The following is a 25,155-nucleotide window of genomic DNA, read 5'->3' on the forward strand; positions in this document are numbered from 1 at the left end:
AATCACCTTTGCTTAGACAGCAAGGTGATTTTTTTATTATCATCATTTAAGAAACTGAAGAAAACTCTAATGCCTCTTCCTTATTAATAATTTCCCCCTTATATTTACCTTTCACCGAAATATCAATAATTGATTTATTTTCTGCTTCCATTTTCCCTAAAGAAAATATATATATTAAATCATCTTTTTTTAACATCCATTGTTTTCCGTGCCAAGGACCAGTTAACTTCTGTTCTGGTGACGCCAGTATTTCTCCAAAATATTCACATTCGCCTAGAGATGTTTTTACTGTATTCTTCTTCGTATTAATAACTACATATTTAAGGAGCTTTATACTTTCACTTGAAAAAATCTCTACTTCATGATCATTTTTTTTCTTAAATTTCAGCTTTCCATCTTTTGTATTAACCAATTTACTTTGATCAATTGCATTTAGTACAAACTCATACTCTTCTTTTGTAACACCGAAATTAGGGTGATATGGAAAACTTTTTTTCTCTGCATGTTCTTCTACATATTTTAAATACCATTCCATATTACTCGCTAGATGCTCTCTCATTCTTTGACCAATACTCCCTACCTTTTTAAGAGTATCTGGTTCCATCTCTAGTGTCATAATATCCGCCGTCACTTCCGCATTCATAAGATGCGATGGAATATACTCTTCCACGCTATTCGCTTTACTCACTTCACTTTGACAACCAACTATAAATAGCGATATGAAAAAGATATATATTATTTTTTTATATTTCATTTCTATTCTCCACTCCATACATTATTCTTACTTAGTTTTATAGCGGTTTTCATTATAGTATAAAATCTTTATATTTTAATAAAATACATATCCTTATGCAAAATTGCATATTAATATGTATTCTTCTTACTTTAAAATTAGCTTAAATCACTTTCCAAATTATACAAATAACAAGTTAAAAATGTTATAATTTTCAAAAACCATTGGAGGATATTATGAAAGCTCACGCTATTTTCGATTTCTTACATTTACTAGTCTTAACGCTGAAAAGCTATTATGTATGGGGAATGCCTATCTATGTCTTCATTATTCCTCTTATCTTTGTAGTCGGTTATATTATTATTAATTCTAATAAGAAACAAAAAAACACATCTATTCAAAGTCACTAATCTATTACCTTAATAGCCTCCTAAAAATCATATTCCCCTCATTTTCTTCAAATGATATGATGAACAAGGGTATATCCCCACCACTCTTATAGCGGTGGGGATTTTAATGTCAATATGCAACATACTACACAATAGAAGGTGATTTTTATGAGAAAATACGCAGCAATTGCTTTATGTACGTCTGCCATTCTAGCAGGCTGCAATACTAGCAATGTAAGCCAAGAACCTAAAAAAGAGAAAAAGGTTCAAGAAGTAGCTATACAAAAAGACGCTCTACAAGAACAAGGTAAAATTTCTTATACTCCCATCACACACGAATCTACAAACACAAGTATTCATATTACAGACTTAAAAGATTCTTTAAATGAAGTACAATATAAAATTTGGCGCACAGCTGATGGAAAGGAACGTGCTAAATCTTTTTCTTCTAAAGAAAAGGAGAAACAATTTACAATTCCTTTTGATATAAAGGAATTTGAAGGAAAACGCGGTGAGTTCCAAATTGAAGCAATAGGAATGAAAGAAGATGGGAAAACAATCCCGCTTACGAAATCTACTATTACTTTCGAACAAAAGGTTCCTGTTCTTATGTATCACGCAATCGATGATTATCATGGTCAAGGTATTAAAGACTTATTCGTATCACCAGCTAACTTTGAAGCACAAATGAAACATTTAAAAGACAATGGTTATACGCTTTTAACGTTTGAACGCTGGGGTGATATAAATAAAGTAAATAAGCCGATTTTCGTTACATTTGATGACGGTATGAAAAATAATATGAATGCATTTCGCGTTTTACAAAAGCTAAAAGATGATACTTTTAAACCGGCAGCAACAGAATATATGATTGTTGATAACGTTGATGTAGAAGGAGCATTGTCTACTTCTGAAATAAAAGAAATGGTTGATTCCGGCATTTTCTCGGTGCAATCTCATACTGCAACACATGCAGACTTACCGAAAATTACAAACTATGAGGAAGAGTTAAAAGGTTCAAAAGAAAAGCTAGAAAAAATAACAGGTAAGCCTGTTATCGCGATTGCTTATCCATTCGGTCATGTAGATGATAAGGTTGTTACAGAAACGAAGAAGTATTATCAATTTGCGACGACGACAAAGCCTGGGCAATTCATTACGAAGGGTGAACCTGATGAATTGTTAAAGATGAAGCGCGTTCGTATACACCATACAACGACTGTAGAGCAGTTTGCTTCTTCAATTAAGTAAATATAAGGGCTCAATACATTTTGAGCTCTCTTTTTACTTTATATTTATATATATTTTTAGAATTTTCTTGTATTATATATAGTAAGAAATCTTTCAAATTAAAGGAGATTATACATATGTCATTTGAACAAACGTTAGAGAAATATGCTGCTCTTGCAGTTAATGTTGGTGTTAATATTCAACCTGGACAAACTTTATCAATTAGTGCACCTCTTGAAGCTGTACAATTTGTACGCCTCGTTACAGAAAAAGCATATAAATCTGGTGCAAAACACGTATATGTAGATTGGAATGATGAGACGTTAACACGCTTAAAGTTCGATCTAGCTCCGGAAGAAGCTTTCGCTGAATTTCCATCTTGGAAAGCACATGCTCGTGAAGAATTAGCAAAAGAAGGCGCTGCATTTATGTCTATCTATGCAGAAAACCCTGATTTATTAAAAGGTGTAGAAGCATCGCGTATTGCAACAGCTCATAAAGTAGCTGGAGAAGCAATGAAAGTATACCGTGATTACGTACAAGCAGATAAAGTAAGTTGGTGTGTCATTTCTGTTCCTACGAAAGAATGGGCTGCAAAAGTATTCCCTGACGTAGCGCCAGAAGAACAAGAAGCAAAGTTATGGGATGCTATTTTCAAAGCTACTCGTGCTGATTTAGAAAATCCTGTAGAAGCATGGAAAGAACATGATGAAACATTACATACAAAAGTGGATTACTTAAACGAAAAGCATTATAAAGCTCTTCACTATACAGGTCCTGGAACAGATTTAACAATCGAACTTCCAGAAAAACATGTATGGGCTGGTGCTGGTAGCTTAAATGAAAAGAACGTACCATTTATGGCTAATATTCCAACTGAAGAAGTATTTACAATGCCACTTAAAACAGGTGTAAACGGCCAAGTTTCTAGTACAAAACCGTTAGTATTTGCAGGTAATATTATCGATAATTTCACGTTAACATTTGAAAACGGGCGTATCGTAGACTATAAAGCTGAAGCTGGTGAAGAAGCTTTAAAACATTTAGTAGAAACAGATGAAGGTTCTCACTTCTTAGGAGAAGTAGCTTTAGTACCTCATGACTCACCAATTTCAAACACAAATGTTTTATTCTACAATACACTATTTGACGAAAATGCATCTTGCCACCTTGCAATCGGAAATGCTTATGCATTTAACTTAGTTGGCGGAAAAACAATGTCTAAAGAAGAACTTGCTGAAAACGGCGCAAACGCTAGTATCACACACAACGACTTCATGATTGGATCAGCTGAGCTTGATATTGACGGTATTACTGCTGATGGCAGACATGAGCCTATCTTCCGTAAAGGTAACTGGGCGTTTTAAATTTATTACCATAAAGAAACACATTGGATAATCCAATGTGTTTCTTTATTTATTTGGTTTCAATTCAAATTTTATCGTTCTATTTTCATGCGTAAACTCCGGTCTATACGTAGCGATATACGTATTTTCTTTCGCTACGTCAAATAGCATGATATCTTGAATTTTTTCATCTGGTGCTAACTTTTTACTAATAAAGCTATCAGGGTTATTATATTCTTTAAATCTTGTACCTTTCTTATCGGTAATCTCAAATTCATAAAATGCAAAAGGTATTTCCTTTTTACTATTATTTTCTACTTTGAAAATAATCCCCAAAATCTCCTCTTTCTTTTTATTCTCATCATAATCCGGATATCCTAATTTAACTGAATCGATAGTTACTTGCAAACCATCTACGTCTACTGTCTCCCCTATTTTATACACTTTATCTTGAACATCTTCTTGTTTACTTTCATTACTATCTTTAGTCTCAGTGCAAGCACTTAAACTAAAAGCTATGCCAAAAATTAAAACAATTTGACTTACCTTTTTTAACATACTCTTTCCTCCACATAAGACAATATTTCATATGTATCATAACAAAACGCTTTACTCTTTCTTGTCATATTTTGTCGTATTAATTGCTAACTGCACAAATAGAAAAAAGCTATCTTCTACAAAAGATAGCTTTCATGATGCCGATGAAACCTTAAGCCCAATGACACCCAAAACAATAAAAAGAATACAAAATGCTTGAAATAAACTAATATGCTCTTTAAAAAAGTACACACTAATGATTGTAATAAGTAATGTTCCAACGCCAGACCAAATAGCATAAGCAATACTTAAATGAATCTTTTTCACAACGATGGCAAACACGCTGAAACAAATCCCATAAAACACGAAAATCAGTACACTTGGAACGAGCTTTGTTAAACCATTTGATAGTTTCATCGCAATTGTTCCAGCTACTTCAAAAATAATTGTAACAAGTAATAATAGCCAATATACCATACTAGAATCTCCTTCTCTGTTACCTTATAGAGATTCTAGTATACTACTTATAATCCCAATGAAATATATTTAATTTCTAAATATTCCTCGATGCCGAAATGGCCTCCTTCACGACCGATACCACTTTCTTTAAATCCACCAAATGGTGCTTGTGCAACTGATGGAAGACCATCGTTTAGACCGATAATACCGTACTCTAACGCTTCACTAATTTGGAATGCTTGGCTAATGTCTTTCGTGAAAATATACGCAGCTAAACCGTATGGTGTATTGTTTGCACGTTCGATTACTTCATCAACTGTTTTAAATTTCGCAACTGGTGCCACTGGCCCAAATGTTTCTTCATTCATACAAAGCATCGTATCATTTGCCAACCCAATTACAGTCGGTTGAATGAAATGTCCCTCTAACTCTGCGACCTTTTGACCACCATATAAAACTGTTCCACCTTTTTGAATAGCATCTTCAATATGTTCTTGTACTTTTGAAACTGCATTCTCATCAATAAGTGGCCCGACAGTCGTTCCGTCACCGAAACCGTCTCCTACTTTCAACTGCCCTACTGCCTTTTGGAACTTCTCTACAAATACTTCGTATACTTCTTCTTGAACGAATACTCGGTTTGTACATATACACGTTTGTCCTGCATTACGGAATTTCGAACCAATCACCGCTTCTACTGCTTTATCTAAATCTGCATCATTCATTACGATAAACGGAGCGTGTCCCCCTAACTCAAGCGAAACTTTTTTCATCGTTTGCGCCGCACTAGCCATTAACTCTTTCCCGATTTCCGTTGACCCTGTAAAGGACACTTTTCGAACGCGACCATCTTCCATCCATGTATCAGCAATTGCTTTTGCACTACCTGTTATGATATTGATTACACCCTTTGGAATATCTGCTTCATGGGCTAATTCAGCTAATTTCAATGCAGTTAATGGCGTTTGACTTGCCGGTTTCACAACGGCTGTACAGCCTGCTGCAAGCGCTGGGGCTACCTTTCTCGTAATCATAGCAGCTGGGAAGTTCCAAGGTGTAATAGCTGCCATAACGCCAACTGGTTGCTTCATAACTAAAATGCGCTTATTCGGATGAGCAGCAGGAATCATTTCACCATATACGCGTTTCCCCTCTTCTGCATACCATTCAACAAAACTGTTTGCATAATTTACTTCACCAAGCGCTTCTGCAAACGGCTTCCCTTGTTCCTTCGTCATAATCGCTGCGATCTCTTCTTTATTTTCATCAATAAGCGTAAACCACTTTTTTAACTTCGTTGCACGATCTGCTGCCGTTAACTTAGACCACGTTTTAAAAGCTTCATGTGCAGCATCAACAGCTTGCTTTGCCTCTGTTACTCCGCCTTTTGGTACAGTTGCAAATATTTCCTTCGTCGCAGGATTATTTACTTCAATTTGTTCTTGTAGTGTAATCCACTCACCATTTATATACATCGCCTTTTTATCTATACTTACGAAAGTCGCCTTTTTATCTATACTTACGAAAGTCGCCTTTTTATCCAATGTTTTCTTCCTCCTCTATGAACTTCTTAATTTTTCTAGTAGCAGCAGATTGACTAATTTGCAAAAACTCAGCCACTTTATAACTTGATCCATACGTTTTATACGCTTTAAGAATTATATTTCTCTCTACCTCTTCCAGCATTTTATAAAGGCTTTGCCCCGATTGTTCAACTGCAGCCTCTTGCATAGAGAGTGGCAAATCCTCTACCGTTACAACATCATCAACAGTAATAACAATTCTCTCAATTACATTCTCTATTTCTCTATTGTTCCCTTCCCACGGATATCCAACAAACATTTGTAACGTACTCGGCGCTAGTTTCACATCACGTCCGTACTTTTTATTAAAGTGCTGCAAGTAATGATAAATAAGCGGCAAAATATCTTCTGTTCTTTCCCTAAGCGGGGGAATTGCAATTGGAATGACATTCAAACGATAGTATAAATCTTTCCGAAATTTTCCTTGTTTCACCATCTCGCTTAAATCTCTATTTGTTGCCGCCACAATTCGAACATCCACTTTTTTTAATTCTCTTCCGCCTATAGGACGAAATGTTTTTTCTTGCAATACTTGCAAAAGCTTCGCTTGAATTTCAAGCGGCATTTCACCGATTTCATCTAAAAAAAGAGTTCCTTTATGCGCGGATTCTAATAGTCCCTTTTTCCCTTCACGATTCGCACCTGTAAAAGATCCACCTGAATATCCAAAAAGCTCCGATTCAATTAAATTAGTTGGCAATGCCGCACAATTAATTTCATAGAAACTTTCATGCTTACGGTGACTCACTTCATGTAAATGGCGTACTAATCGACTTTTTCCTACTCCAGTCTCGCCTAAAACGAGAACAGTACTATCCACTACAGATACTTTTTTGATTGTATCGACTATTTTTTGCATAGCTAGACTTTTAAAAATAAGTCCTTCATGCTCATATGTTTCTCTTAATTCTTTTTTATATGTTTTTAGCTGATTATCCATTTCCTCTACCTTTTGACGTAATTGATAGAGTTCAGTAAGGTCGCGAGAATAACTAATCACTCTTCTTAAATTTCCCTCATCATCAAAAACAGGCCTTGTACGAACGTGTAAATACTCTCCTGATTTTGTAGTTTGAACGAGTTCAATTGGCCTCTTTTTTTCAATCACTTCTAATGTCGCTGATGGATAAAAGATTCCATCCTTTTGTAGTTCTTTTACATGCTTACCAACTAACTCTTCTGCAGCTAGTTGGTAGTGCCTTTCACATGTACTATTTACACGCACAACGATCCCTTGCTCATCTGTAACAAAAATTTCGTCAAACGCATATTCAAATACATCTTTTAAATCCATTAACACTCGTTCCTTTTCTGCAACCATCCTAGCCACCCCTAACTTCAAATCCATCGATCCACTTCACTACCTTTATTATAAAGTGAATTTTCTGCATTTAATATAGAGTCAGCTAGAATGTTTGCTATTTATACTTCAGTTTTTAAACGCGAGCGATGTTTGTTTGCTCATAACAAGCTTGCAATGATTCTTCAATTATTGTTAAACCTTCTTCAAGTTGCTCATCTGTAATAACTAAAGGCATTAACACACGGATAACATTTCCATATGTCCCTGCTGATAATAACAGTAACCCACGCTTATTTGCTTCTGCACATAGATTAGCCGTTAACGTTTTGTCAGGTGCTTTCGTCTTACGATCTTGAACGACCTCAAATGCACACATTGCGCCTAACCCACGCACATCACCGATGCAATGATATTTATTTTTCATCTCTTCGAATCGGTTCATTACGACTTTTCCTAATTCTATCGCTCTATCATTTAATTTCTCATTTTCTATTACATCGAGAACAGCTAATGCAGCCGCACATCCTAATGGACTTCCTGCATACGTTCCACCAAGTTCACCTGGTGCAGACTCATTCATAATTTCTTTACGTCCAATGACACCACTTATCGGTACACCAGCACCTAATGATTTAGACACTGTAATTAAATCTGGAACGACATCATAGTGATCAATTGCAAAATATTTTCCTGTACGACTAAAGCCTGTTTGTATTTCATCCGCTACAAATAAGATGCCGTTCTCTGAACAAATGCGGCGTACTTCTTGAACAAATTTCTTACTTGGGACGATAAATCCACCTTCCCCTTGAACAGGTTCCATTACAACAGCTGCAATTGTTTCTGGTGCTACTTCCGATATGAAGAAGTTCTTAAACTCTTCAATAATAAAATCATCATACTGCTCTTCCGTTAATCCCTCTGGGCGACGGTATTCGTATGGAAATGGCGCTTTATATACTTCTGGAGCAAAGGGACCAAACCCAAATTTATATGGCTTCACTTTACTTGTCATCGTCATTGTCATTAATGTACGCCCGTGGAAACCTTTAGAAAATGCGATAATACCAGGTCTCTTCGTATATTTACGAGCGATTTTCACCGCGTTCTCAACTGCTTCTGCACCACTATTTAAAAACAGGACTTGCTTATCGAAACTTCCTGGTGCCAATGCCGCAAGCTTTTCTGCTAATTCAATATATGGCTCATACATCATGACGTTAAATCCAGTATGAATGTATTGATCGACTTGTTTATGGAGCGCTTCTTTAACCGTTGGATGACAATGCCCTACGTTAATTGTCCCGATTGCTCCTGCAAAATCAATGTACTGATTGCCATCAACATCTGTTACAAGAGCACCATTGGCAGATTGTACAAACGTTGGGATGCCGTTACTTACTCCTTTTGGTACTATATTTTGACGGCGTTCTAATAAAGATGCCGCTTTCGGTCCTGGAATTTGTTCATTTACTTTAGCAAATTTTTTTGTGTTCATTGCGTACCCCATCCTTTTCTTTACATTGTTTTCTCTTTTTATTGCAAAATATATGCCAACTTTCTTTTCTAGCATTTATCCTATATTCTTTGTATCCAGGCATAAAAAATAAGTCTATAAAGACTCATTAAGAGTCTTTATAGACTTATTTTCCTTACACATTAGACTTTTCTTTCTCCCAGAAAAACTCACCCGATTGAGAAATAAACTCTCCAACAGAATCTAACACTAAATCAGCAAGTGGTTCTAATGTTGGACGGTCTCCTGTACCAGATAGCACCCCAATTGCATAGCAATCGCCATTTTTAGCTAAATGTAAATCAGTTGGCGTATCTCCAACAACCGCAACCTCACATGATTCTAAATTAAATTTCTCACAAAACACTTCTATAATCTTTTTATCTGGTTTTTGCGCAGGGAATGTATCCGAGGCTATAATATAATCAAAAAAGTTCTCCAACTTATATTGTTTTAAAAATAATTCTGTTGGTGCGAAATCATCCGCCGTGACAACCCCTAATATAAATCCTTTATCTTTTAATGCCTGTAACACTTTCGGTAAGTCTGCTGTCATTTTCATATGCGAACGATGCTCATACATAAGGGAAAATAACTTCTCACTTACCCACTGATGCATCTCTTCTTCTCTAGCAGACTCAATATAATTACAAAGCCCCTTCGCTACATCAAGGCTTGTTCCAGCAGCTATTGCACTCCTTGGATTAACAAATGCTCCCTCTACACCAATCTCTTCTAATAAGTTCTGCCCTATTGTACTTGGTAAATGATATAAACTTATACATTCAGCTACAAGTTCTTCAGCTACTTTTATCCAAATTGAATGAAAATCCATTAATGTCCCATCTTTATCAAATAGTATTGCTTTTACCTTCTCCATAGCATCCTACCTCTCGTTTCTTATCTCCTCCAGTGTATCAATAAAATATGGATGTAAAATAAAAGAATTGTAAAAATACCATAAAAATCAAACTAACTCCCAATTTACAATTCATTTTAACAAAGTAAAAGAGGATGCCTTTACAGGGCATCCTCTTGATGTTCAGGAACAAATAGTTCTAAACAATGATATATATTTTCGAATTCCATCGGTGCATCTCCACCATACTCACCATCTAAATTAATCATTAGTTTATCTGGTGAATGTACTTTAATTCGGTTCGCTTGTGTATATAACACTTTTGGATTATTAATATGTTCACCACGTTGTGCTTGTGTTGCTGCTTTAATTAAATCAGCGATAGAACCTTTTTTCAGTACTAATAGGTCAAATAACCCATCGTTAATAGATGCATACGGTGCTACCTTTTCAAATCCACCTACTGAACGAGTATTCGTAATTAAAAACATCGTAATTTCTTCTTGTAGTAACTTTCCATCATACTCAATTTCAACATATGTCGGATGCAATGATGGTAACATCTCGATACCTTTTAGGTAATAAGCAAGCTGCCCTAATACTGTCTTTAACTTACTCGGTACTTCGTATGTTAATTCTGTAATACGACCGCCACCAGCGATGTTAATAAAATATGTATCGTTCGCTCTACCAAGGTCTAATGGCACTGTTTTTCCTTCGCAAATAATATCTGCTGCCTCTTCAATAGAACGAGGTACACCAATTGCACGTGCAAAGTCATTTGTCGTTCCAACTGGAATAATTCCAAATTTCGGACGGAATTCATGCCCAACTAAACCGTTTACTACTTCATTTAACGTACCGTCGCCACCAGCCGCAATAACAACATCAAACTTACGATCCGCAGCTTGCCTCGCCGCCACAGTAGCGTCTCCAGGACCCGTTGTCGCATGACAAGATGTCTCATAGCCAGCTTGTTCTAATTTTTGTAATACTTCTGGTAAGCTCTTCTTAAATAGCTCACGCCCAGAAGTAGGATTATAAATAATTCTTGCTCGCTTCATCATTTATTAGCACAGGAAATTTCTTTATGTATCGAAAAAGAACATACTGAACTTCTATTCAGTATTCCCATGCCTACCTCCTCTCATCTTGCTATCCTTCTTTTATCCCGCTCAAACAGGCAGTAAGAACCCGATTCGTGTAGTCCATCAAAAGTAAATATTCATTTCAATGGTTTTTTATTTGACCCCCAAATTTATCCCGCTATTTGCGGGCAGTAAATGCCCGATTGGTGAGGGCTAATAATCAGTGTTGGATGAACCTCCCACTGATTAAAGTTTCACTTTATTTCTATCCATTCTTCCATAAAAATTTACATATAACGAATAATAACTATCTATTATTTCATGAGATGAAAAAAACCTCTATGTTTAGATTTATCATTATTCCCACCTTTTTGCAACTATCATACCATAGTTGCTATACAAACATTTTTCCACTTTTGACAGTTAATCAAACGTTTGTTTAAACGATTTTGTCTCATTTAAACAAACGTTTGATTAACCTAGAAAAACACCCATGTACGGGTGTTTTTCTGCTTAATCTTTAAAAGTTACTACTATTATCGCTTATTAATCTCTTCAAGTAAGATTTTGTTAACAAGCGGTGGATTTGCTTGTCCTTTTGTAGCTTTCATAATTTGACCAACTAAGAAGCCAATTGCACGGTCTTTACCGTTTTTAAAGTCTTCGATAGATTGCTCATTATTATCAAGAATTTCTGTTACAACTTTACGAAGTGTACCCTCGTCAGAAATTTGAACAAGACCTTTCGCTTTAACGATTTCTTCTGGGTCTCCACCTTTTTCAATTAATTCATTAAATACTTTCTTCGCGATTTTAGAAGAAATTGTACCTTTTTCAATTAATTGAACCATTTTAGATAAACCAGCAGGCGTTAATGCAACGTCTTTTAATTCTTTTTGTTGTTTGTTTAAGTATGCAAGTACTTCACCCATTAACCAGTTCGATGTTAATTTCGCATCAGCACCGTCTGCAACAGTTGCTTCAAAGAAATCAGACATCTCTTTCGTTAATGTTAACACGTGTGCATCATAAGCTGGTAAGCCTAGTTCTGCAACGTAGCGAGCTTTACGTGCATCTGGAAGTTCTGGAATAGAAGCTCGAACTGCTTCTTTCCACTCATCATCAATGTAAAGTTCAACTAAGTCTGGCTCCGGGAAGTAACGGTAATCGTCAGATCCTTCTTTCACACGCATTAAGATTGTTTTCTTCGTTGCTTCATCATAACGACGTGTTTCTTGTTGGATGATACCACCAGATAACAGTTCTTTTTCTTGGCGCACTTGCTCGTGCTCAAGACCTTTTTGTACGTAAGTGAATGAGTTTAAGTTTTTCAGTTCCGCTTTTGTACCGAACTTCTCTTGTCCAACTGGACGAAGAGAAATGTTCGCATCACAACGTAAGGAACCTTCTTCCATCTTACAATCAGATACACCAGTGTATTGAATGATTGATTTTAACTTCTCTAAGTATGCATATGCTTCTTCTGGCGTACGCATATCTGGCTCAGATACGATCTCGATTAAAGGCATACCTTGACGGTTGTAGTCTACTAATGAACCATCAGCTGTATGCGTTGATTTACCAGCATCTTCTTCTAAATGAAGACGTGTAATACCGATACGTTTCTTTTTGCCGTCTACTTCGATTTCAATCCAACCATTTTCACCAATTGGCTTATCAAATTGAGAGATTTGGTAAGCTTTCGGGTTATCTGGATAGAAATAGTTTTTACGGTCAAACTTCGTTTCCGTTGCGATTTCACAGTTTAATGCCATTGCAGCTTTCATCGCAAAGTTAACTGCTTCTTTATTTAAAGTAGGAAGTACCCCTGGGTATCCTAAGTCAATTACACTTGTTTGTGTATTTGGCTCCGCTCCGAATTCTGTTGGACTCGCAGAGAAAATTTTCGAATTTGTTTTTAACTCAACGTGAACCTCTAAACCAATAATTGTTTCTAAATTCATCTATGCTCGCCTCCTTACAGACTTGCTTTTTTTGTATGATAGTCTGTTGCTTGCTCAAACGCATGTGCAACGCGGTAAATTGTCGCTTCATCGAAGTGTTTACCAATAATTTGTAGACCAAGTGGCATGTTGTTAGCACCGAATCCACATGGAACTGAAATCGCTGGAACACCCGCTAAGTTTACTGGGATTGTTAAAATGTCATTTGCATACATTGTCATTGGATCGTCAACTTTTTCTCCCACTTTAAATGCCGGAGTTGGTGTTGTTGGTCCAATAATAACATCATAGTTAGCAAATACATTTTCAAAGTCGTTCTTAATTAATGTACGTACTTGTTGTGCTTTTTTGTAATATGCATCATAGTAACCAGAGCTAAGAGCAAATGTACCAAGCATAATACGACGTTTAACTTCATCACCGAAACCTTCACTACGTGTGTTTTTGTAAAGATCTAATAAGTTATTTACATTATCAGAACGAACACCGTAACGCACGCCATCAAAGCGTGAAAGGTTAGCAGATGCTTCAGAAGAAGATAGTAAGTAATACGTTGCTAGAGCGTATTTAGAGTGTGGAAGAGATACTTCCTCCCAAGTTGCGCCCATACCTTCTAATACTTTTAAAGCAGCTAGTACTGACTCACGAGCTTCTTCGCCAACACCTTCGCCTAAGTATTCTTTCGGTACAGCAATGCGTAAACCTTTAACATCGCCTGTTAAACCAGCTAAATAGTTTCCAACTTCAACGTTTGCAGAAGTTGCATCCATGCGGTCAATACCTGAAATAGCTTGTAATAAGTATGCATTGTCTTCTACTGTACGTGTAATCGGTCCGATTTGGTCAAGTGAAGATGCGAATGCTACTAATCCGTAACGAGATACGCGTCCGTAAGTTGGTTTTAAACCTACAACACCGCAATATGCAGCTGGCTGACGGATAGAACCACCCGTATCAGAACCTAGAGAGAATAGTACTTCTCCTGCTGCTACAGCTGCTGCAGAACCACCACTAGATCCGCCTGGAACGTAATCTAAGTTCCATGGGTTTTTCGTAGCGTAGAATCCTGAGTTTTCATTTGAAGAACCCATTGCGAACTCGTCCATGTTTAATTTACCGATTGTAATTGTGTCAGCAGCTTTTAGCTTTTGCACAACTGTCGCATCATAAATTGGATCGAAGTTTGCTAATATTTTGCTTGCACAAGTTGTACGAAGACCGTTAGTTACAATGTTATCTTTTACACCAATTGGCATACCGAATAATAAACCATTATCTTCAGCGCCGATTTTTGCATCTAATTCTTTCGCTTTTGCGCGTGCATTTTCTTCATCTAATGTAAGAAAGGCTTTTACGTTATCTTCAACATCCGCAATACGTTTGTAAGATTCTTCTACTAAATCCGTAACGGAAATTTCTTTGTTGTTTAACTTCTTATGTAACTCTGATACTGAATGATCAAATAATGACATCGAAATTCCCCTCCTCTATTCTAATACTGCTGGAACACGGATTTGATTATCTTTGTGATCCGGTGCATTTTTTAATACTTCTTCAACTGGTAAACCTTTTTCTGGTACATCTTCACGCATAACATTTTTCATAGTTAATACATGAGTTGTTGGTTTTACATCTGTTGTATCTAATTCATTTAACTGTTCTGCAAATGTAACAATTGCATCTAGTTGTTTTTGAAATTTTTCTGCTTCTTGATCAGTAATTGCAAGACGTGCTAAATGTGCTACGTGCTTTACATTCTCAACGGAAATTCTTGACACGGCTAGGCCACCTCCATAATATATCGTTCAATCTACAATACTATTGATGATACCAAATTTTCAGTACTTCAAGCAAGTCAACACAGAGTACTTACGCCATTTTTACATAAAAAAAGAAAGGCAAATGCCTTTCTTTACAATTTACTCTTTATCTAACGGTTTATTTTTTGGAAATCTCTCGTTATCTTCTTCATTATCACGAATTGTTTTTTGTAATACAAAACAAGACATCGTTAAAAATAATGTTCCAATTAAATAGTATCCTTTTACACTAAGCGTTTCATCTAACGTATAAATCCCAATTAGCATACCTGAAAGCGCACAAACAAATGAAGTCCATGCTAAAAATGTGAACGCTTGCGTATTACGTCTTCTCATCGTTCTCCCCCTCGTTAGCTGTATACCCATTATAGATAAGTATATTTACCATGATGGATTTTTATGTAAATTCTAGTTTTATATTTATAAATCTATCATAAAAGAATACTATTTTAAAGAAAGTTTTCTGCCTAATCTGAAAAAACAATCTAAACAATTGGTTTTTCAGATTACCTTACTGTTCGCTAGCTATTTTCATTCATAAAAAAAGACCAGGAAAACTCCTGGTCCATTACTCTACTTAACAAACATTGGATTCTACGTTATACAAAATTGGAAGGTACAGAATTAGGGTTTGTTTGTTAAGTTTATATGTTGAACGAACTAACAGCGGAGGGGTTCCTTCTGTTAGTCCATTAAACCCAGTCATTATTTTACGATTTTTTCAAGCTCCTCAAGTGAAAGATCTACTGAAATTGAACCATCATTTGTTTCTTTCTTAATTGCATCTGTTACTTCTTTTGAATGGTATAATTCAATTACTTTTTTCAGTGTTGGATCATCTTTATCTTTCGTACGAGCTGCGAAAATATTAATATAAGGCTTCGCATTTTCATTCTTTGGATCTTCTAAGAAAATAGGATCCTTCGCTGGATCTAATCCAGCTTGACCAGCAACACCGTTATTAATAACTGATGCCGCTACATCTTTTAACACACGAGGTGTTTGCTGTGCGATAACCGGTGTAATTTTTAATTTCTTCGGATTTTCAGCAATACCACTTGGATCTCCAAATAGACCAAAATCCTTTTTCAGCTTTAATAATCCAGCTGCATCAAGAAGTTTTAATGCACGTGCTTGGTTCGTTGGATCGTTTGGAATTGCAATTTCTGAACCATCTGGGATTTCATTTGATTTCTTATATTTTTCAGAGTATAAACCCATTGGTGCAATTTGTGTTGTACCAACAGCTGTAATATCTAACTTATGTTCCTTTTTAAATTGCTCTAAGAACGCAATATGCTGGAATGAGTTTAGTTCAATATCTCCATCAGCTAACGCTTTATTTGGCGTTGTGTAATCAGAGAACTCAATCAGTTTAACTTTAATCCCTTCTTTTTCAGCTTTTCCCTTTACAATTTCCCAAGCGTTTCCATCCGTTCCAGTTACACCAATGCGAACTGTTTTCTCTTTTGCTCCTGCATCCGAGCAGCCACTTAACGCCGAAATCCCTACAATCGCTGATAATGCAAATGCTAAAATTTTCTTCATTTTCTTTTCCTCTCTTCCTTTTTATGATCTGCGTAACAAGACTTTCGCAAAGTAATTCCCTAAATTTTGAGCTATCTGTACGAGAATAATAAGTAACACGACCGTTACGAACATAACTGATGTATCAAAACGTTGATAACCATATGTCATTGCTAAATCACCAAGACCGCCACCACCGACAAGCCCAGCAACTGCAGAAAATTCAATTAAACCAACTGTCATAAATGTGACACCTAAGATTAATGGCGCTAACGCTTCTGGTACAAGGATTTCAAAAACAATTCTAATTGGCGAGGCGCCCATTGCTTGCGCTGCTTCAATTACTCCTTTCGGAACGGAAACAAGGTTTGTTTCAACCATTCTAGCAATACCAATTGATGCGACTAACGTCATCGGGAAAATTGCTGCTGCTGTTCCAATCGTCGTTCCGATAACACTTCTCGTTAGTGGACTTAACGCTACTAAAAAGATAATGAATGGTACCGGACGAATTGTATTAATTATGATGTTAAGAATAGAAAAGACCCATTTATTTTCTAAAAAGTTTCCTTTTCTCGTTACATATAAAAGTAAACCTAGAGGTATACCAAGAATTGTAGCAAATATAAGGGTTACAATTACCATTAAGAGGGTATCCCCCGTCGCATCTAGTATGCGCGGCCAAAATATACTCCAATCAACTCGCATGAGCTTCTACCTCCTTCAGCTGCACTTGCAGTCTTAGATGTTGTAATGCTTTTTGAATTTCCCTCTGCTCCCCTTGCAACTCTACAAGAAGATTTCCAAATAGCACATTTTGAAGTTCAATAATATTTCCGTACAGTACATTTACATCGACGTTATAGTTTTTTGCGATATATGATAGTACCGGCTGTCCTGTCTCCTCACCAGTAAATGTTAGACGATAAATTTGACCACCATTTTGAATTTTCGCTAGAACACTTTCCGGTAAATGATCATTAATGACAGAACGTACAAAGTTTTGAGTCGTCTTTGTTTTTGGTTGCGTGAAAACATCAAACAGTTTTCCTTCTTCAATAACTTTTCCCTTCTCCATTACAGCTACACGGTGACAAATTTCTTTCACAACATGCATTTCATGTGTAATAAGAAGAATTGTTAAATTGTATTCTCTATTTACTTTCTTTAATAAGTTTAGAATTTCTGTCGTTGTTTCTGGATCTAAGGCTGATGTTGCCTCATCACATATAAGAATATCTGGCGATGTCGCAAGTGCTCTAGCAATGCCCACACGCTGCTTTTGTCCACCTGATAGCTGCTCTGGGTAATAGTTTGCTTTATCTTCTAACCCTACAAACTTCAGCAGTTCATTTACTCTTTCTTTTATCTCATTCTTTGGTACTTTCGCTAACTTTAATGGATAAGCAATATTTCCAAATACTGTTCTTGAATTAAATAAATTAAAACTTTGGAAAATCATTCCGATTCTTTGTCTCAGTTTACGTAATTCTTTCGTCGATAATGATGTAATATCTTTATCATCTATTGAAATCGTTCCTGCCGTCGGTCTCTCTAACATATTTACTAAGCGTAATAACGTACTCTTTCCAGCGCCACTAAAACCAATAATGCCAAAAATTTCGCCTTTCTCAACTGATAATGTTACATCCTCCACCGCATGAACAGATTGCCCAGCTGATTCATACACTTTACTTACATTGTTAAAAGAAATCATTTTTTCCCCTCCTATATGCTGTAAAAACTTGAAGCAGAGCTTTCGAGGTAAAATAAAAAGTGCTCTCCTTCTTATCAACCATAAAGATAAGAAGGAGAGCACTTATATGTACTCGTTCACATCTTCTCATCTTCCAAGCCTTTATATGGCTTGCTGGAGTTAGCACGGTATTAAAAAAACCCGTTGCTGAGGTATCGTAGGGCCAGTCCCTCCACCTCTCTGGATAAGAATGTATCGATTTAATTGTCGTTTAATTAATTCTCATTATAGAACTCAGAATAATAAGAGTCAATACATTTTTTAGAAAAATATTAATTATTCCTTTATTAAAATTTTCAGATGAAAATTCATGAGAAAATAGTAACTTTCAAGGTTATTTAAAATTCTTCTTCCTCATATTTTTAAACAGGAGAATCTTCTCTACGAATTGAATAAATTTATTTGAATATGAAACTCGGAGGAAGATAAATATATGAAAACAGCTCTTTTACTCATCGATATTCAAAACGATTATTTTCCAAATGGAAAGATGGAATTGCGTAATCCAGTAGAAGCAAGCGAATATGCTAATCAGTTATTACAACACTTTAGAACAAACAGCGAACCTATTTTTCATATCCAACACGTAGCTATAAAAGATGACGCTACTTTTTTCCTACCTAATACAGAAGGTGTACATATTCACGAAAGCGTACGTCCACTTAGAGAAGAAACAGTTATAGTCAAACATTATCCAAATAGCTTCCGAGAAACTAATCTTCTAGAGCAATTAAAACGTTTAAATATTGAACATGTCGTTGTATGTGGGATGATGACTCATATGTGTATCGATGCTACAGTAAGGGCTGCATTCGATTTTGGCTTTCAATGTACCGTTATACATGATGCTTGTGCTACAAAAGACCTGTCTTTTAAGAACGCTACTATACCAGCTGTTTACATTCACAATACAATTTTAGCTAGTTTAAATGGCGTATATGCAAATGTAATAAGCACGCAAGAATTTTTAGCTACATAAAAAAACACTCCTTTCAGTGAGCAAAACCGAAAGGAGTGTTCCTTGTCGAACCATAGATTTTCTTTCAAATTGTATTATACAGGAAATTCTCAAAATGAATACTAAAAAATATGACTAATAAGTCAACTTTTCTCATCATTTTATTTCTGTTCACATGTTTATCCCGCTATTAATAGGTTTTAGCTCATTCCCTTCGAACGATGGTAATATATAGGATTTCAATTTTAAAAGGAGCTCTTCACATTCTGTGAAGAGCTCCTCTACTATTTCTTATAAAGTTTCAGAAGTAGTTTTTGCTTGCATGTGAAGTGCTAAGTAATCAGGTCCACCAGCTTTAGAGTCTGTACCAGACATGTTAAAGCCACCGAATGGTTGGTAACCTACGATTGCACCAGTACATCCACGGTTGAAGTATAAGTTACCAACGTGGAAGTCTTCGCGTGCTTTTTCAATATGGTCACGGTTGTTAGTAATAACAGCACCTGTTAAACCGTATTCCGTATTATTTGCAATTGCAAGTGCATGATCGAAGTCTTTCGCTTTACAGAATGCTACTACTGGTCCGAAGATTTCTTCTTTCATTAAGCGAGCATCTTCTGCAACGTCAGCAACGATTGTTGGTTGGATGAACCAGCCTTTAGAATCGTCTCCTTCGCCACCTGCTAAGATTCTACCTTCTTCTTTACCAATTGCAACATAGCTCATTACTTTATCGAATGCAGCTTGGTCATTAACAGGACCCATGTTTGTACCTAATACTGCTGGGTTAGCAACTGTTAATTCTTTTGTTAATTCAACAGCACGATTTAATACATGATCATATACATCTTCATGGATTACTGCACGAGAACATGCAGAACATTTTTGTCCTGAGAATCCGAATGCTGATGCAACGATAGACTTAGCTGCTAATTCAAGATCTGCTTCTTTATCAACAACGATTGTATCTTTACCGCCCATTTCAGCGATAACGCGTTTTAACCAAATTTGTCCTGGGTTTACTTTCGCTGCACGCTCATAGATGCGGATACCTACATCACGAGATCCCGTGAAGCTTACGAAACGTGTACGAGGATGATCTACTAAGTAGTCACCAACTTCAGAACCGTTACCTGGAACGAAGTTTACTACGCCAGCTGGTAAGCCAGCTTCTTCTAATACTTCCATAAATTTCGCTGCTACTACAGGAGTTGTACTAGCTGGTTTTAGTAATACTGTGTTACCAGAAACTAAAGCAGCTGTTGTCATACCTGCCATAATTGCGAATGGGAAGTTCCAAGGAGAAATGATAACACCTACTCCTAATGGAATGTAAGAGAAACGATTATATTCAATTGGACGGCTTTCTACTGGAATACCGTCTTTTAATTTTAACATTTGACGACCATAATATTCCATAAAGTCGATTGCTTCTGCTGTATCAGCATCTGCCTCATTCCATGGCTTACCTGCTTCTTTTACAAGAATAGCAGAGAATTCATGTTTTCTGCGACGAACGATTGCTGCAGCACGGAATAAAATGTCTGCACGCATTTCTGGCTTTGATTTTCTCCAAGTTTGGAATGTTTCATCCGCTACTTGCATTGCTTTTTCAGCTAACTCACGGCTTGCTTTTGAAACACGACCAACAAGTTCCTCTTTATTTGCAGGGTTTACAGAAACAATTTTGTCTTCTGTAGTGATTTTTTCTCCCCCAATAATTAATGGATAGTCTTGTCCAAGATAAGATTCTACTTTCTTTAAACCTTCTTCAAACGCTAATTTGTTAGCCTCCACTGAAAAATCTGTAAATGGCTCATGTTTGTATGCTACTACCATTTTTTTTAGCCTCCCCTTAGAAAAACGTTTACATTTTACAACATTATTCTACACGATAATTTAGATTTATTCAAATATTCCTAGACTTATATTTTAAAAATTAATAAATTTTTAAAATATAATAAAAAGAGATTCATACATGCGTATGAATCTACAAAATATGAGTATATTCCAAAACATTTTTCCCGATCAATAATATAGTAACTAATAAAAATAAAGTCCTTACATATCCAACACCTTTTTGAACCGCAAACTTCGATCCAAAATAAGCACCTAAGATCATTGATAATCCCATGATAATACCGTATTCAAAATGAATTATATCTAAAAATAAAAAAGTAATTAAAGATACAATATTACTAACAAAGTTCAAAAGTTTTCCAGATGCTGCCGCTTGAATAAAATCCAAGCCAATTAATAAAAATGCAAAAATTAAAAACGACCCTGTCCCTGGTCCAAAAAATCCATCATAAAATCCTATCATTAAAATAGCAAAGAAAAATATTAATGTTTTTCTTTGCGTCATCTTCTTATAGGTAGACACACTTCCCCAATTCTTTTTTGCAATAATATAAATAGCAATAAATACCAACATTACAAGTACTAATGGGCGTAAAATATCCGGTGGAATAAATTTTACTACTAAAGCACCTGCAACAGCTCCAACAATAGTTAACGGGATTAACTTTCCTACAATTTTAAAATCAACTTTTCCTGATCGAATAAAATACATCGCACTCGTAAACGTCCCCATTGTTGCCGCTAATTTATTCGTTGCAATTGCCGAAGCTGGCGATAAGCCAACAAACATAAGCGCAGGAAGCGAAATTAACCCTCCTCCTCCAACAACGGAATCAATAAAAGCTGCTAAAAAACCGAATGCAATTAATAAAATAATGACTTGAAAACTTAATTCTTCCATGAGATTTACCCCTTACCCCTATTTTTTACAACATTTTAAATTATAACAAAATTACATAAGAAAAAAAGCTGTTCCATAGAGGAACAGCCTTCATATTTAATCTAAAATCTTCACAAGTGGTTCATCTTGTTTTGCTTCACGTATAATAATAGCTTCTGGGCGTTCTACAGATTTAATCGTTACTTGTACTTTCATATAATTCGGGAAGTATTCCATAACAAGCCCTGCCACATATTGTGTAAAACCAACTATTTCAGCTTTTCCATTAAACTGGACAGGAATATCAAGCTTCATTTCTCTTAATTCATCATCTCTATACATACCAGTACCAATAACAGCTGTATAGTCGCCTTGGAAATAATCGCTTAGTTTTGCCTTAAAGTTGGATACTCTTGCAAGGTCTTCACGTTTATTATCTGTTTTCGCTTGCTCTGATGGGAACAAATAATATTTTTCATTAATTTGTTTCCAATCTTCAACCGTTTCACTACCTTTTTCGGCATTTGCATAAGAAACAAAGTTACCTGGCACGAGCGAAGACTTTGGAGCTTGGCGATAAATCGCAAATGTTATTGGAATATTTTTGGTTTCAGGTTCTTTTTGATGTATGACTTTCAAAATTTCTTGCGCCATTTTTTTCCCTTCAGCTAACATCTTTTCATCCGGGATTGCAGCTTCACGTGGATAACCATGCTCTTCGTTAAAATATTGAACAGAATTCATTGCTAATCCAACTACCATACCAACGCGTTCCTCGCCGTTATCGCCTTTTTTCACATAATAATCATGCTCTAAAATATTTGAAATATATATTGGATTTTTTTTATTTTTCACTTCTAGTGATTCGGATCCTGTTCCTAATGCAGGGTTTAATCCTATATTAGGAAATTTAACTGCATCTTTTTTTAATTTGTCCTCTAGTTCCTTTTGTTCAGCATCTGTACGTTTTCTTTTAACAAGCATCTGTATAGTTTGAGTATCTAGAGCTTTTCCGCCTTTTAAAAAATTATCTTTCGTACTAAATGATTCTTTTGCAATTCGCATTAACCCTGTTTCAAATTCATCTATATCAAGACGACTATTTAACCCTTGCACCACTAAACCACGTGCATTTCCACCATCAAATGGAATAGTCGTCTTATAATATTCATCCGAAATAGCGTATTTTGGAACAACTGATTGTTCTTTTGCTTTCCCCGATTTCTCAGCCACTTTTTCATCTTTGTCGGCACCTGCACTACACCCACTTACAAGTAGGCCAAGGCTTAATACCGCTAATGCTATTTTTTTCATGGTAAGTTTGCACCTCTTACTTATTTAGCTCTTGTAAGAACCTCTCTTCATTCCAAACCTCAACATTATGTTTCTCCGCTTGTGCTAATTTCGAACCAGCCGCTTCACCTGCAACAACTAAATCCGTACTCTTACTAACACTTCCCGTTACTTTTCCACCTAATGCCTCAATCTTCTTCTTCGCTTCACTTCGTCCCATAACTTCTAGCTTACCTGTTAAAACAACCGTTTTTCCTGCGAAGTAAGATTCAACATTTTGTAAATCTGCAATTTTTATACCTTTGTATGTCATATTCACGCCATACTCTTTAAACTGCTGTAATAACTCTAATACATCTTCATTATCAAAATATGTCACAACAGATTGAGCCATTTTTTCGCCAATTTCATTAATTGCTTTTAGTTCTTCTTCCGTTGCTTTTACAAGCTCATCCATCGTTTCAAAGTGCTCTGCAAATGTACGTGCTGCTTTCGCTCCAACGTGGCGAATTCCAAGACCAAATAATAATCGCTCTAACGAGTTTTCTTTAGAATTTTCAATTGCTTGTATTAAGTTTGTCGCTGATTTTTCACCAAAACGTTCTAACTGTAATAATTGCTCTTTCGTCAATGCATATAAATCAGCAAATGTACGAATGTAATCAGCATCAAAGAGTTGTGTAATGACACGTTCTCCAAGTCCATCAATATTCATTGCATTTCTTGAAACGAAATGGATTAACCCTTCTCGAATTTGAGCAGGACAAGTTGGATTTATACAACGAAGTGCTACTTCTTCTTCTAAACGAACAAGTTCACTCTCACATGCTGGACAATGAGTTGGCATGCGGTATTCTTCTTCCTCACCAGTACGCTTATCAAAAATAACGTTCACAACTTCAGGAATAATATCTCCAGCCTTCTTCACAACAACGTAGTCACCAATTCGAATGTCTTTTTCACGAATTAAATCCTCGTTATGTAAAGAAGCACGACGAACAATCGTACCAGCAACTCTCACTGGCTCTAGTTCTGCAGTCGGTGTTACAACTCCTGTTCGGCCAACACTTAATTCAATGCCTGTTAATCTCGTTACAACTTCTTCAGCCGGGAATTTATAAGCAATCGCCCATCTTGGACTCTTCGCTGTAGTTCCTAGACTTTCTTGAAGGGCAACATCATCTACTTTTATAACGATTCCATCAATCTCATAATCAAGATGCGGACGTTTTTCTTGCCATTCTTCTACATAAGCTATAACTTCTTCAATTGTTTCACATGTACGGCGATTTGGATTTGTCTTAAATCCAAGTTCACCTAAGAAATCAAGCGATTCACTATGTGATGGAATTGTTTTTTCTTCTACATTCGCAAGACCATACACAAACATAGATAAGTTACGCTTCGCTGCAATTTTCGGATCAAGTTGACGTATTGAACCTGCTGCTGCATTACGCGGATTCGCAAATACATCTTCTCCATTTTGCTCTTTTTCTTCATTTAGTTTAACGAATGAACGCTTCGGCATATAAGCTTCGCCTCGTGCTTCTAACGTTACTTCTTCATTTAAACGAAGTGGGATAGCTTTAATCGTTTTTAAATTTTGAGTAATATCTTCACCCGTTACACCATCACCACGTGTCGCCCCTTGAATGAAGCGTCCTTTTTCATAATGAAGCGAAACGGCAAGCCCGTCAATTTTTAATTCACATATATATCTTACATTCGCACCATCAATTCCTTGACGTACTCTTCTGTCGAAATCACGTAAATCTCCTTCGTTAAATGCATTTCCTAAACTTAACATTGGTGACTTATGTGTTACTTTTTCAAATATATCAAGAACAGTCCCCCCAACGCGAACGGAGGGAGAATCTTCACTCATAAACTCTGGGTTCTCTGCTTCTAATTTTATAAGCTCCTGCATATTACGGTCATATTCCGCATCAGAAACAGAAGGATTGTCTAATACGTGATATTGATAGTTAAATGTATTTAATAAATCACGCAGTTCTTCTATACGTTTTTTTGCTATCTCTTTTGACATATCCTCA

The 25,155-nt window shown here is 36.1% G+C and carries 22 protein-coding genes, 1 pseudogene and 1 riboswitch; of the genes and pseudogenes, 4 read left to right on the forward strand and 19 right to left on the reverse strand.

What is annotated here, in order from left to right; translation table 11 throughout:
• Positions 1-46: 46 nt before the first annotated feature.
• The gene (locus IQ781_RS13730; protein ID WP_000875609.1) at positions 47-754 is read right to left on the reverse strand and encodes a hypothetical protein; all 708 of its coding nucleotides are present in this window, start codon (positions 752-754) and stop codon (positions 47-49) included.
• Positions 755-969: 215 nt separating this feature from the next.
• On the opposite strand from IQ781_RS13730, the gene IQ781_RS13735 reads away from it, so the two are divergent.
• From IQ781_RS13735 to IQ781_RS13745, 3 genes are all read left to right on the forward strand, one after another.
• Positions 970-1,143, forward strand: a complete 174-nt coding sequence (locus IQ781_RS13735) for a hypothetical protein (protein ID WP_000643592.1) — start codon at positions 970-972, stop codon at positions 1,141-1,143.
• Between the two features lie 147 nt (positions 1,144-1,290).
• Complete coding sequence (locus IQ781_RS13740) at positions 1,291-2,373, forward strand: polysaccharide deacetylase family protein (RefSeq protein ID WP_001233727.1); 1,083 nt, start codon at positions 1,291-1,293, stop codon at positions 2,371-2,373.
• Between the two features lie 116 nt (positions 2,374-2,489).
• Positions 2,490-3,719 carry an aminopeptidase gene (locus IQ781_RS13745; RefSeq protein WP_000007349.1) on the forward strand — a complete coding sequence of 410 codons (1,230 nt, stop codon included), beginning with the start codon at positions 2,490-2,492 and terminating at the stop codon, positions 3,717-3,719.
• Positions 3,720-3,764: 45 nt separating this feature from the next.
• Here the strand turns inward: IQ781_RS13745 and IQ781_RS13750 are convergent, their stop codons facing one another.
• The 14 genes from IQ781_RS13750 to IQ781_RS13815 all read right to left on the reverse strand — a co-directional run bounded on the left by IQ781_RS13750 (position 3,765) and on the right by IQ781_RS13815 (position 18,071).
• Complete coding sequence (locus IQ781_RS13750; protein ID WP_000915109.1) at positions 3,765-4,256, reverse strand: DUF4352 domain-containing protein; 492 nt, start codon at positions 4,254-4,256, stop codon at positions 3,765-3,767.
• Between the two features lie 132 nt (positions 4,257-4,388).
• Entirely contained in the window at positions 4,389-4,712 is a 324-nt protein-coding gene (locus IQ781_RS13755; protein ID WP_000263262.1) for a DMT family transporter, read from the reverse strand.
• A gap of 47 nt (positions 4,713-4,759) precedes the next feature.
• Positions 4,760-6,211, reverse strand: coding sequence for an NADP-dependent succinate-semialdehyde dehydrogenase (gabD, locus tag IQ781_RS13760; protein ID WP_000358132.1), 1,452 nt, complete (start codon positions 6,209-6,211; stop codon positions 4,760-4,762).
• Between the two features lie 19 nt (positions 6,212-6,230).
• A complete protein-coding gene (locus IQ781_RS13765) occupies positions 6,231-7,598 on the reverse strand; it encodes a sigma-54 interaction domain-containing protein (protein WP_050229112.1) in 1,368 nt (455 codons plus the stop codon).
• A 115-nt stretch (positions 7,599-7,713) separates the two neighbouring features.
• On the reverse strand, positions 7,714-9,078 hold the full coding sequence (gene gabT, locus IQ781_RS13770; protein ID WP_001093019.1) for a 4-aminobutyrate--2-oxoglutarate transaminase: 1,365 nt from the start codon (positions 9,076-9,078) through the stop codon (positions 7,714-7,716).
• Positions 9,079-9,232: 154 nt separating this feature from the next.
• Complete coding sequence (locus IQ781_RS13775) at positions 9,233-9,976, reverse strand: HAD family hydrolase (RefSeq protein WP_050252116.1); 744 nt, start codon at positions 9,974-9,976, stop codon at positions 9,233-9,235.
• 140 nt (positions 9,977-10,116) lie between these two features.
• The gene (locus IQ781_RS13780; RefSeq protein WP_000977679.1) at positions 10,117-11,022 is read right to left on the reverse strand and encodes a diacylglycerol kinase; all 906 of its coding nucleotides are present in this window, start codon (positions 11,020-11,022) and stop codon (positions 10,117-10,119) included.
• Positions 11,023-11,579: 557 nt separating this feature from the next.
• A complete protein-coding gene (gatB, locus tag IQ781_RS13785; protein WP_001047685.1) occupies positions 11,580-13,007 on the reverse strand; it encodes an Asp-tRNA(Asn)/Glu-tRNA(Gln) amidotransferase subunit GatB in 1,428 nt (475 codons plus the stop codon).
• A gap of 14 nt (positions 13,008-13,021) precedes the next feature.
• Entirely contained in the window at positions 13,022-14,479 is a 1,458-nt protein-coding gene (gene gatA / locus IQ781_RS13790) for an Asp-tRNA(Asn)/Glu-tRNA(Gln) amidotransferase subunit GatA (RefSeq protein ID WP_000051433.1), read from the reverse strand.
• Between the two features lie 15 nt (positions 14,480-14,494).
• Positions 14,495-14,785, reverse strand: a complete 291-nt coding sequence (gatC, locus tag IQ781_RS13795; protein WP_000086999.1) for an Asp-tRNA(Asn)/Glu-tRNA(Gln) amidotransferase subunit GatC — start codon at positions 14,783-14,785, stop codon at positions 14,495-14,497.
• A gap of 141 nt (positions 14,786-14,926) precedes the next feature.
• The gene (locus IQ781_RS13800; protein ID WP_001254393.1) at positions 14,927-15,163 is read right to left on the reverse strand and encodes a YiaA/YiaB family inner membrane protein; all 237 of its coding nucleotides are present in this window, start codon (positions 15,161-15,163) and stop codon (positions 14,927-14,929) included.
• 369 nt (positions 15,164-15,532) lie between these two features.
• The gene (locus IQ781_RS13805; RefSeq protein WP_000721575.1) at positions 15,533-16,375 is read right to left on the reverse strand and encodes a MetQ/NlpA family ABC transporter substrate-binding protein; all 843 of its coding nucleotides are present in this window, start codon (positions 16,373-16,375) and stop codon (positions 15,533-15,535) included.
• 21 nt (positions 16,376-16,396) lie between these two features.
• Positions 16,397-17,062, reverse strand: coding sequence for a methionine ABC transporter permease (locus tag IQ781_RS13810; RefSeq protein ID WP_001261865.1), 666 nt, complete (start codon positions 17,060-17,062; stop codon positions 16,397-16,399).
• Complete coding sequence (locus IQ781_RS13815) at positions 17,052-18,071, reverse strand: methionine ABC transporter ATP-binding protein (protein ID WP_000622969.1); 1,020 nt, start codon at positions 18,069-18,071, stop codon at positions 17,052-17,054. Before IQ781_RS13815 ends, IQ781_RS13810 begins: the two co-directional genes overlap by 11 nt.
• 123 nt (positions 18,072-18,194) lie before the next feature.
• Positions 18,195-18,301: riboswitch (SAM riboswitch) on the reverse strand.
• 242 nt (positions 18,302-18,543) lie between these two features.
• Here IQ781_RS13815 and IQ781_RS13820 point away from each other — a divergent pair.
• Positions 18,544-19,109 (forward strand): annotated as a pseudogene (locus IQ781_RS13820) (cysteine hydrolase family protein).
• A 250-nt stretch (positions 19,110-19,359) separates the two neighbouring features.
• Here the strand turns inward: IQ781_RS13820 and pruA are convergent.
• From pruA to ligA, 4 genes are all read right to left on the reverse strand, one after another.
• The gene (gene pruA, locus IQ781_RS13825; protein WP_000259555.1) at positions 19,360-20,907 is read right to left on the reverse strand and encodes an L-glutamate gamma-semialdehyde dehydrogenase; all 1,548 of its coding nucleotides are present in this window, start codon (positions 20,905-20,907) and stop codon (positions 19,360-19,362) included.
• Between the two features lie 151 nt (positions 20,908-21,058).
• Complete coding sequence (locus IQ781_RS13830; protein WP_000391974.1) at positions 21,059-21,829, reverse strand: TSUP family transporter; 771 nt, start codon at positions 21,827-21,829, stop codon at positions 21,059-21,061.
• Positions 21,830-21,925: 96 nt separating this feature from the next.
• Positions 21,926-23,122, reverse strand: a complete 1,197-nt coding sequence (locus IQ781_RS13835) for a CamS family sex pheromone protein (RefSeq protein WP_000717029.1) — start codon at positions 23,120-23,122, stop codon at positions 21,926-21,928.
• Between the two features lie 16 nt (positions 23,123-23,138).
• Positions 23,139-25,148: an NAD-dependent DNA ligase LigA gene (ligA, locus tag IQ781_RS13840; RefSeq protein ID WP_000031450.1), complete on the reverse strand. Its 2,010-nt coding sequence runs from the start codon at positions 25,146-25,148 to the stop codon at positions 23,139-23,141.
• Positions 25,149-25,155 lie beyond the last annotated feature (7 nt).

Origin of the sequence: Bacillus sp. N447-1, assembly GCF_022701035.1 — a bacterium.
In the GTDB taxonomy this organism is placed as follows: Bacteria; Bacillota; Bacilli; order Bacillales; family Bacillaceae_G; genus Bacillus_A; species Bacillus_A cereus.

Bases quoted from the DNA above. Each gene is read 5' to 3' on its own strand.
- IQ781_RS13730 (WP_000875609.1), bottom strand. From the start codon at position 754: ATGAAATATAAAAAAATAATATATATCTTTTTCATATCGCTATTTATA.
- IQ781_RS13735 (WP_000643592.1), top strand. From the start codon at position 970: ATGAAAGCTCACGCTATTTTCGATTTCTTACATTTACTAGTCTTAACG.
- IQ781_RS13740 (WP_001233727.1), top strand. From the start codon at position 1,291: ATGAGAAAATACGCAGCAATTGCTTTATGTACGTCTGCCATTCTAGCA.
- IQ781_RS13745 (WP_000007349.1), top strand. From the start codon at position 2,490: ATGTCATTTGAACAAACGTTAGAGAAATATGCTGCTCTTGCAGTTAAT.
- IQ781_RS13750 (WP_000915109.1), bottom strand. From the start codon at position 4,256: ATGTTAAAAAAGGTAAGTCAAATTGTTTTAATTTTTGGCATAGCTTTT.
- IQ781_RS13755 (WP_000263262.1), bottom strand. From the start codon at position 4,712: ATGGTATATTGGCTATTATTACTTGTTACAATTATTTTTGAAGTAGCT.
- IQ781_RS13765 (WP_050229112.1), bottom strand. From the start codon at position 7,598: ATGGTTGCAGAAAAGGAACGAGTGTTAATGGATTTAAAAGATGTATTT.
- gabT (WP_001093019.1), bottom strand. From the start codon at position 9,078: ATGAACACAAAAAAATTTGCTAAAGTAAATGAACAAATTCCAGGACCG.
- IQ781_RS13775 (WP_050252116.1), bottom strand. From the start codon at position 9,976: ATGGAGAAGGTAAAAGCAATACTATTTGATAAAGATGGGACATTAATG.
- IQ781_RS13780 (WP_000977679.1), bottom strand. From the start codon at position 11,022: ATGATGAAGCGAGCAAGAATTATTTATAATCCTACTTCTGGGCGTGAG.
- gatB (WP_001047685.1), bottom strand. From the start codon at position 13,007: ATGAATTTAGAAACAATTATTGGTTTAGAGGTTCACGTTGAGTTAAAA.
- gatA (WP_000051433.1), bottom strand. From the start codon at position 14,479: ATGTCATTATTTGATCATTCAGTATCAGAGTTACATAAGAAGTTAAAC.
- IQ781_RS13800 (WP_001254393.1), bottom strand. From the start codon at position 15,163: ATGAGAAGACGTAATACGCAAGCGTTCACATTTTTAGCATGGACTTCA.
- IQ781_RS13805 (WP_000721575.1), bottom strand. From the start codon at position 16,375: ATGAAGAAAATTTTAGCATTTGCATTATCAGCGATTGTAGGGATTTCG.
- IQ781_RS13810 (WP_001261865.1), bottom strand. From the start codon at position 17,062: ATGCGAGTTGATTGGAGTATATTTTGGCCGCGCATACTAGATGCGACG.
- IQ781_RS13815 (WP_000622969.1), bottom strand. From the start codon at position 18,071: ATGATTTCTTTTAACAATGTAAGTAAAGTGTATGAATCAGCTGGGCAA.
- pruA (WP_000259555.1), bottom strand. From the start codon at position 20,907: ATGGTAGTAGCATACAAACATGAGCCATTTACAGATTTTTCAGTGGAG.
- IQ781_RS13830 (WP_000391974.1), bottom strand. From the start codon at position 21,829: ATGGAAGAATTAAGTTTTCAAGTCATTATTTTATTAATTGCATTCGGT.
- IQ781_RS13835 (WP_000717029.1), bottom strand. From the start codon at position 23,122: ATGAAAAAAATAGCATTAGCGGTATTAAGCCTTGGCCTACTTGTAAGT.
- ligA (WP_000031450.1), bottom strand. From the start codon at position 25,148: ATGTCAAAAGAGATAGCAAAAAAACGTATAGAAGAACTGCGTGATTTA.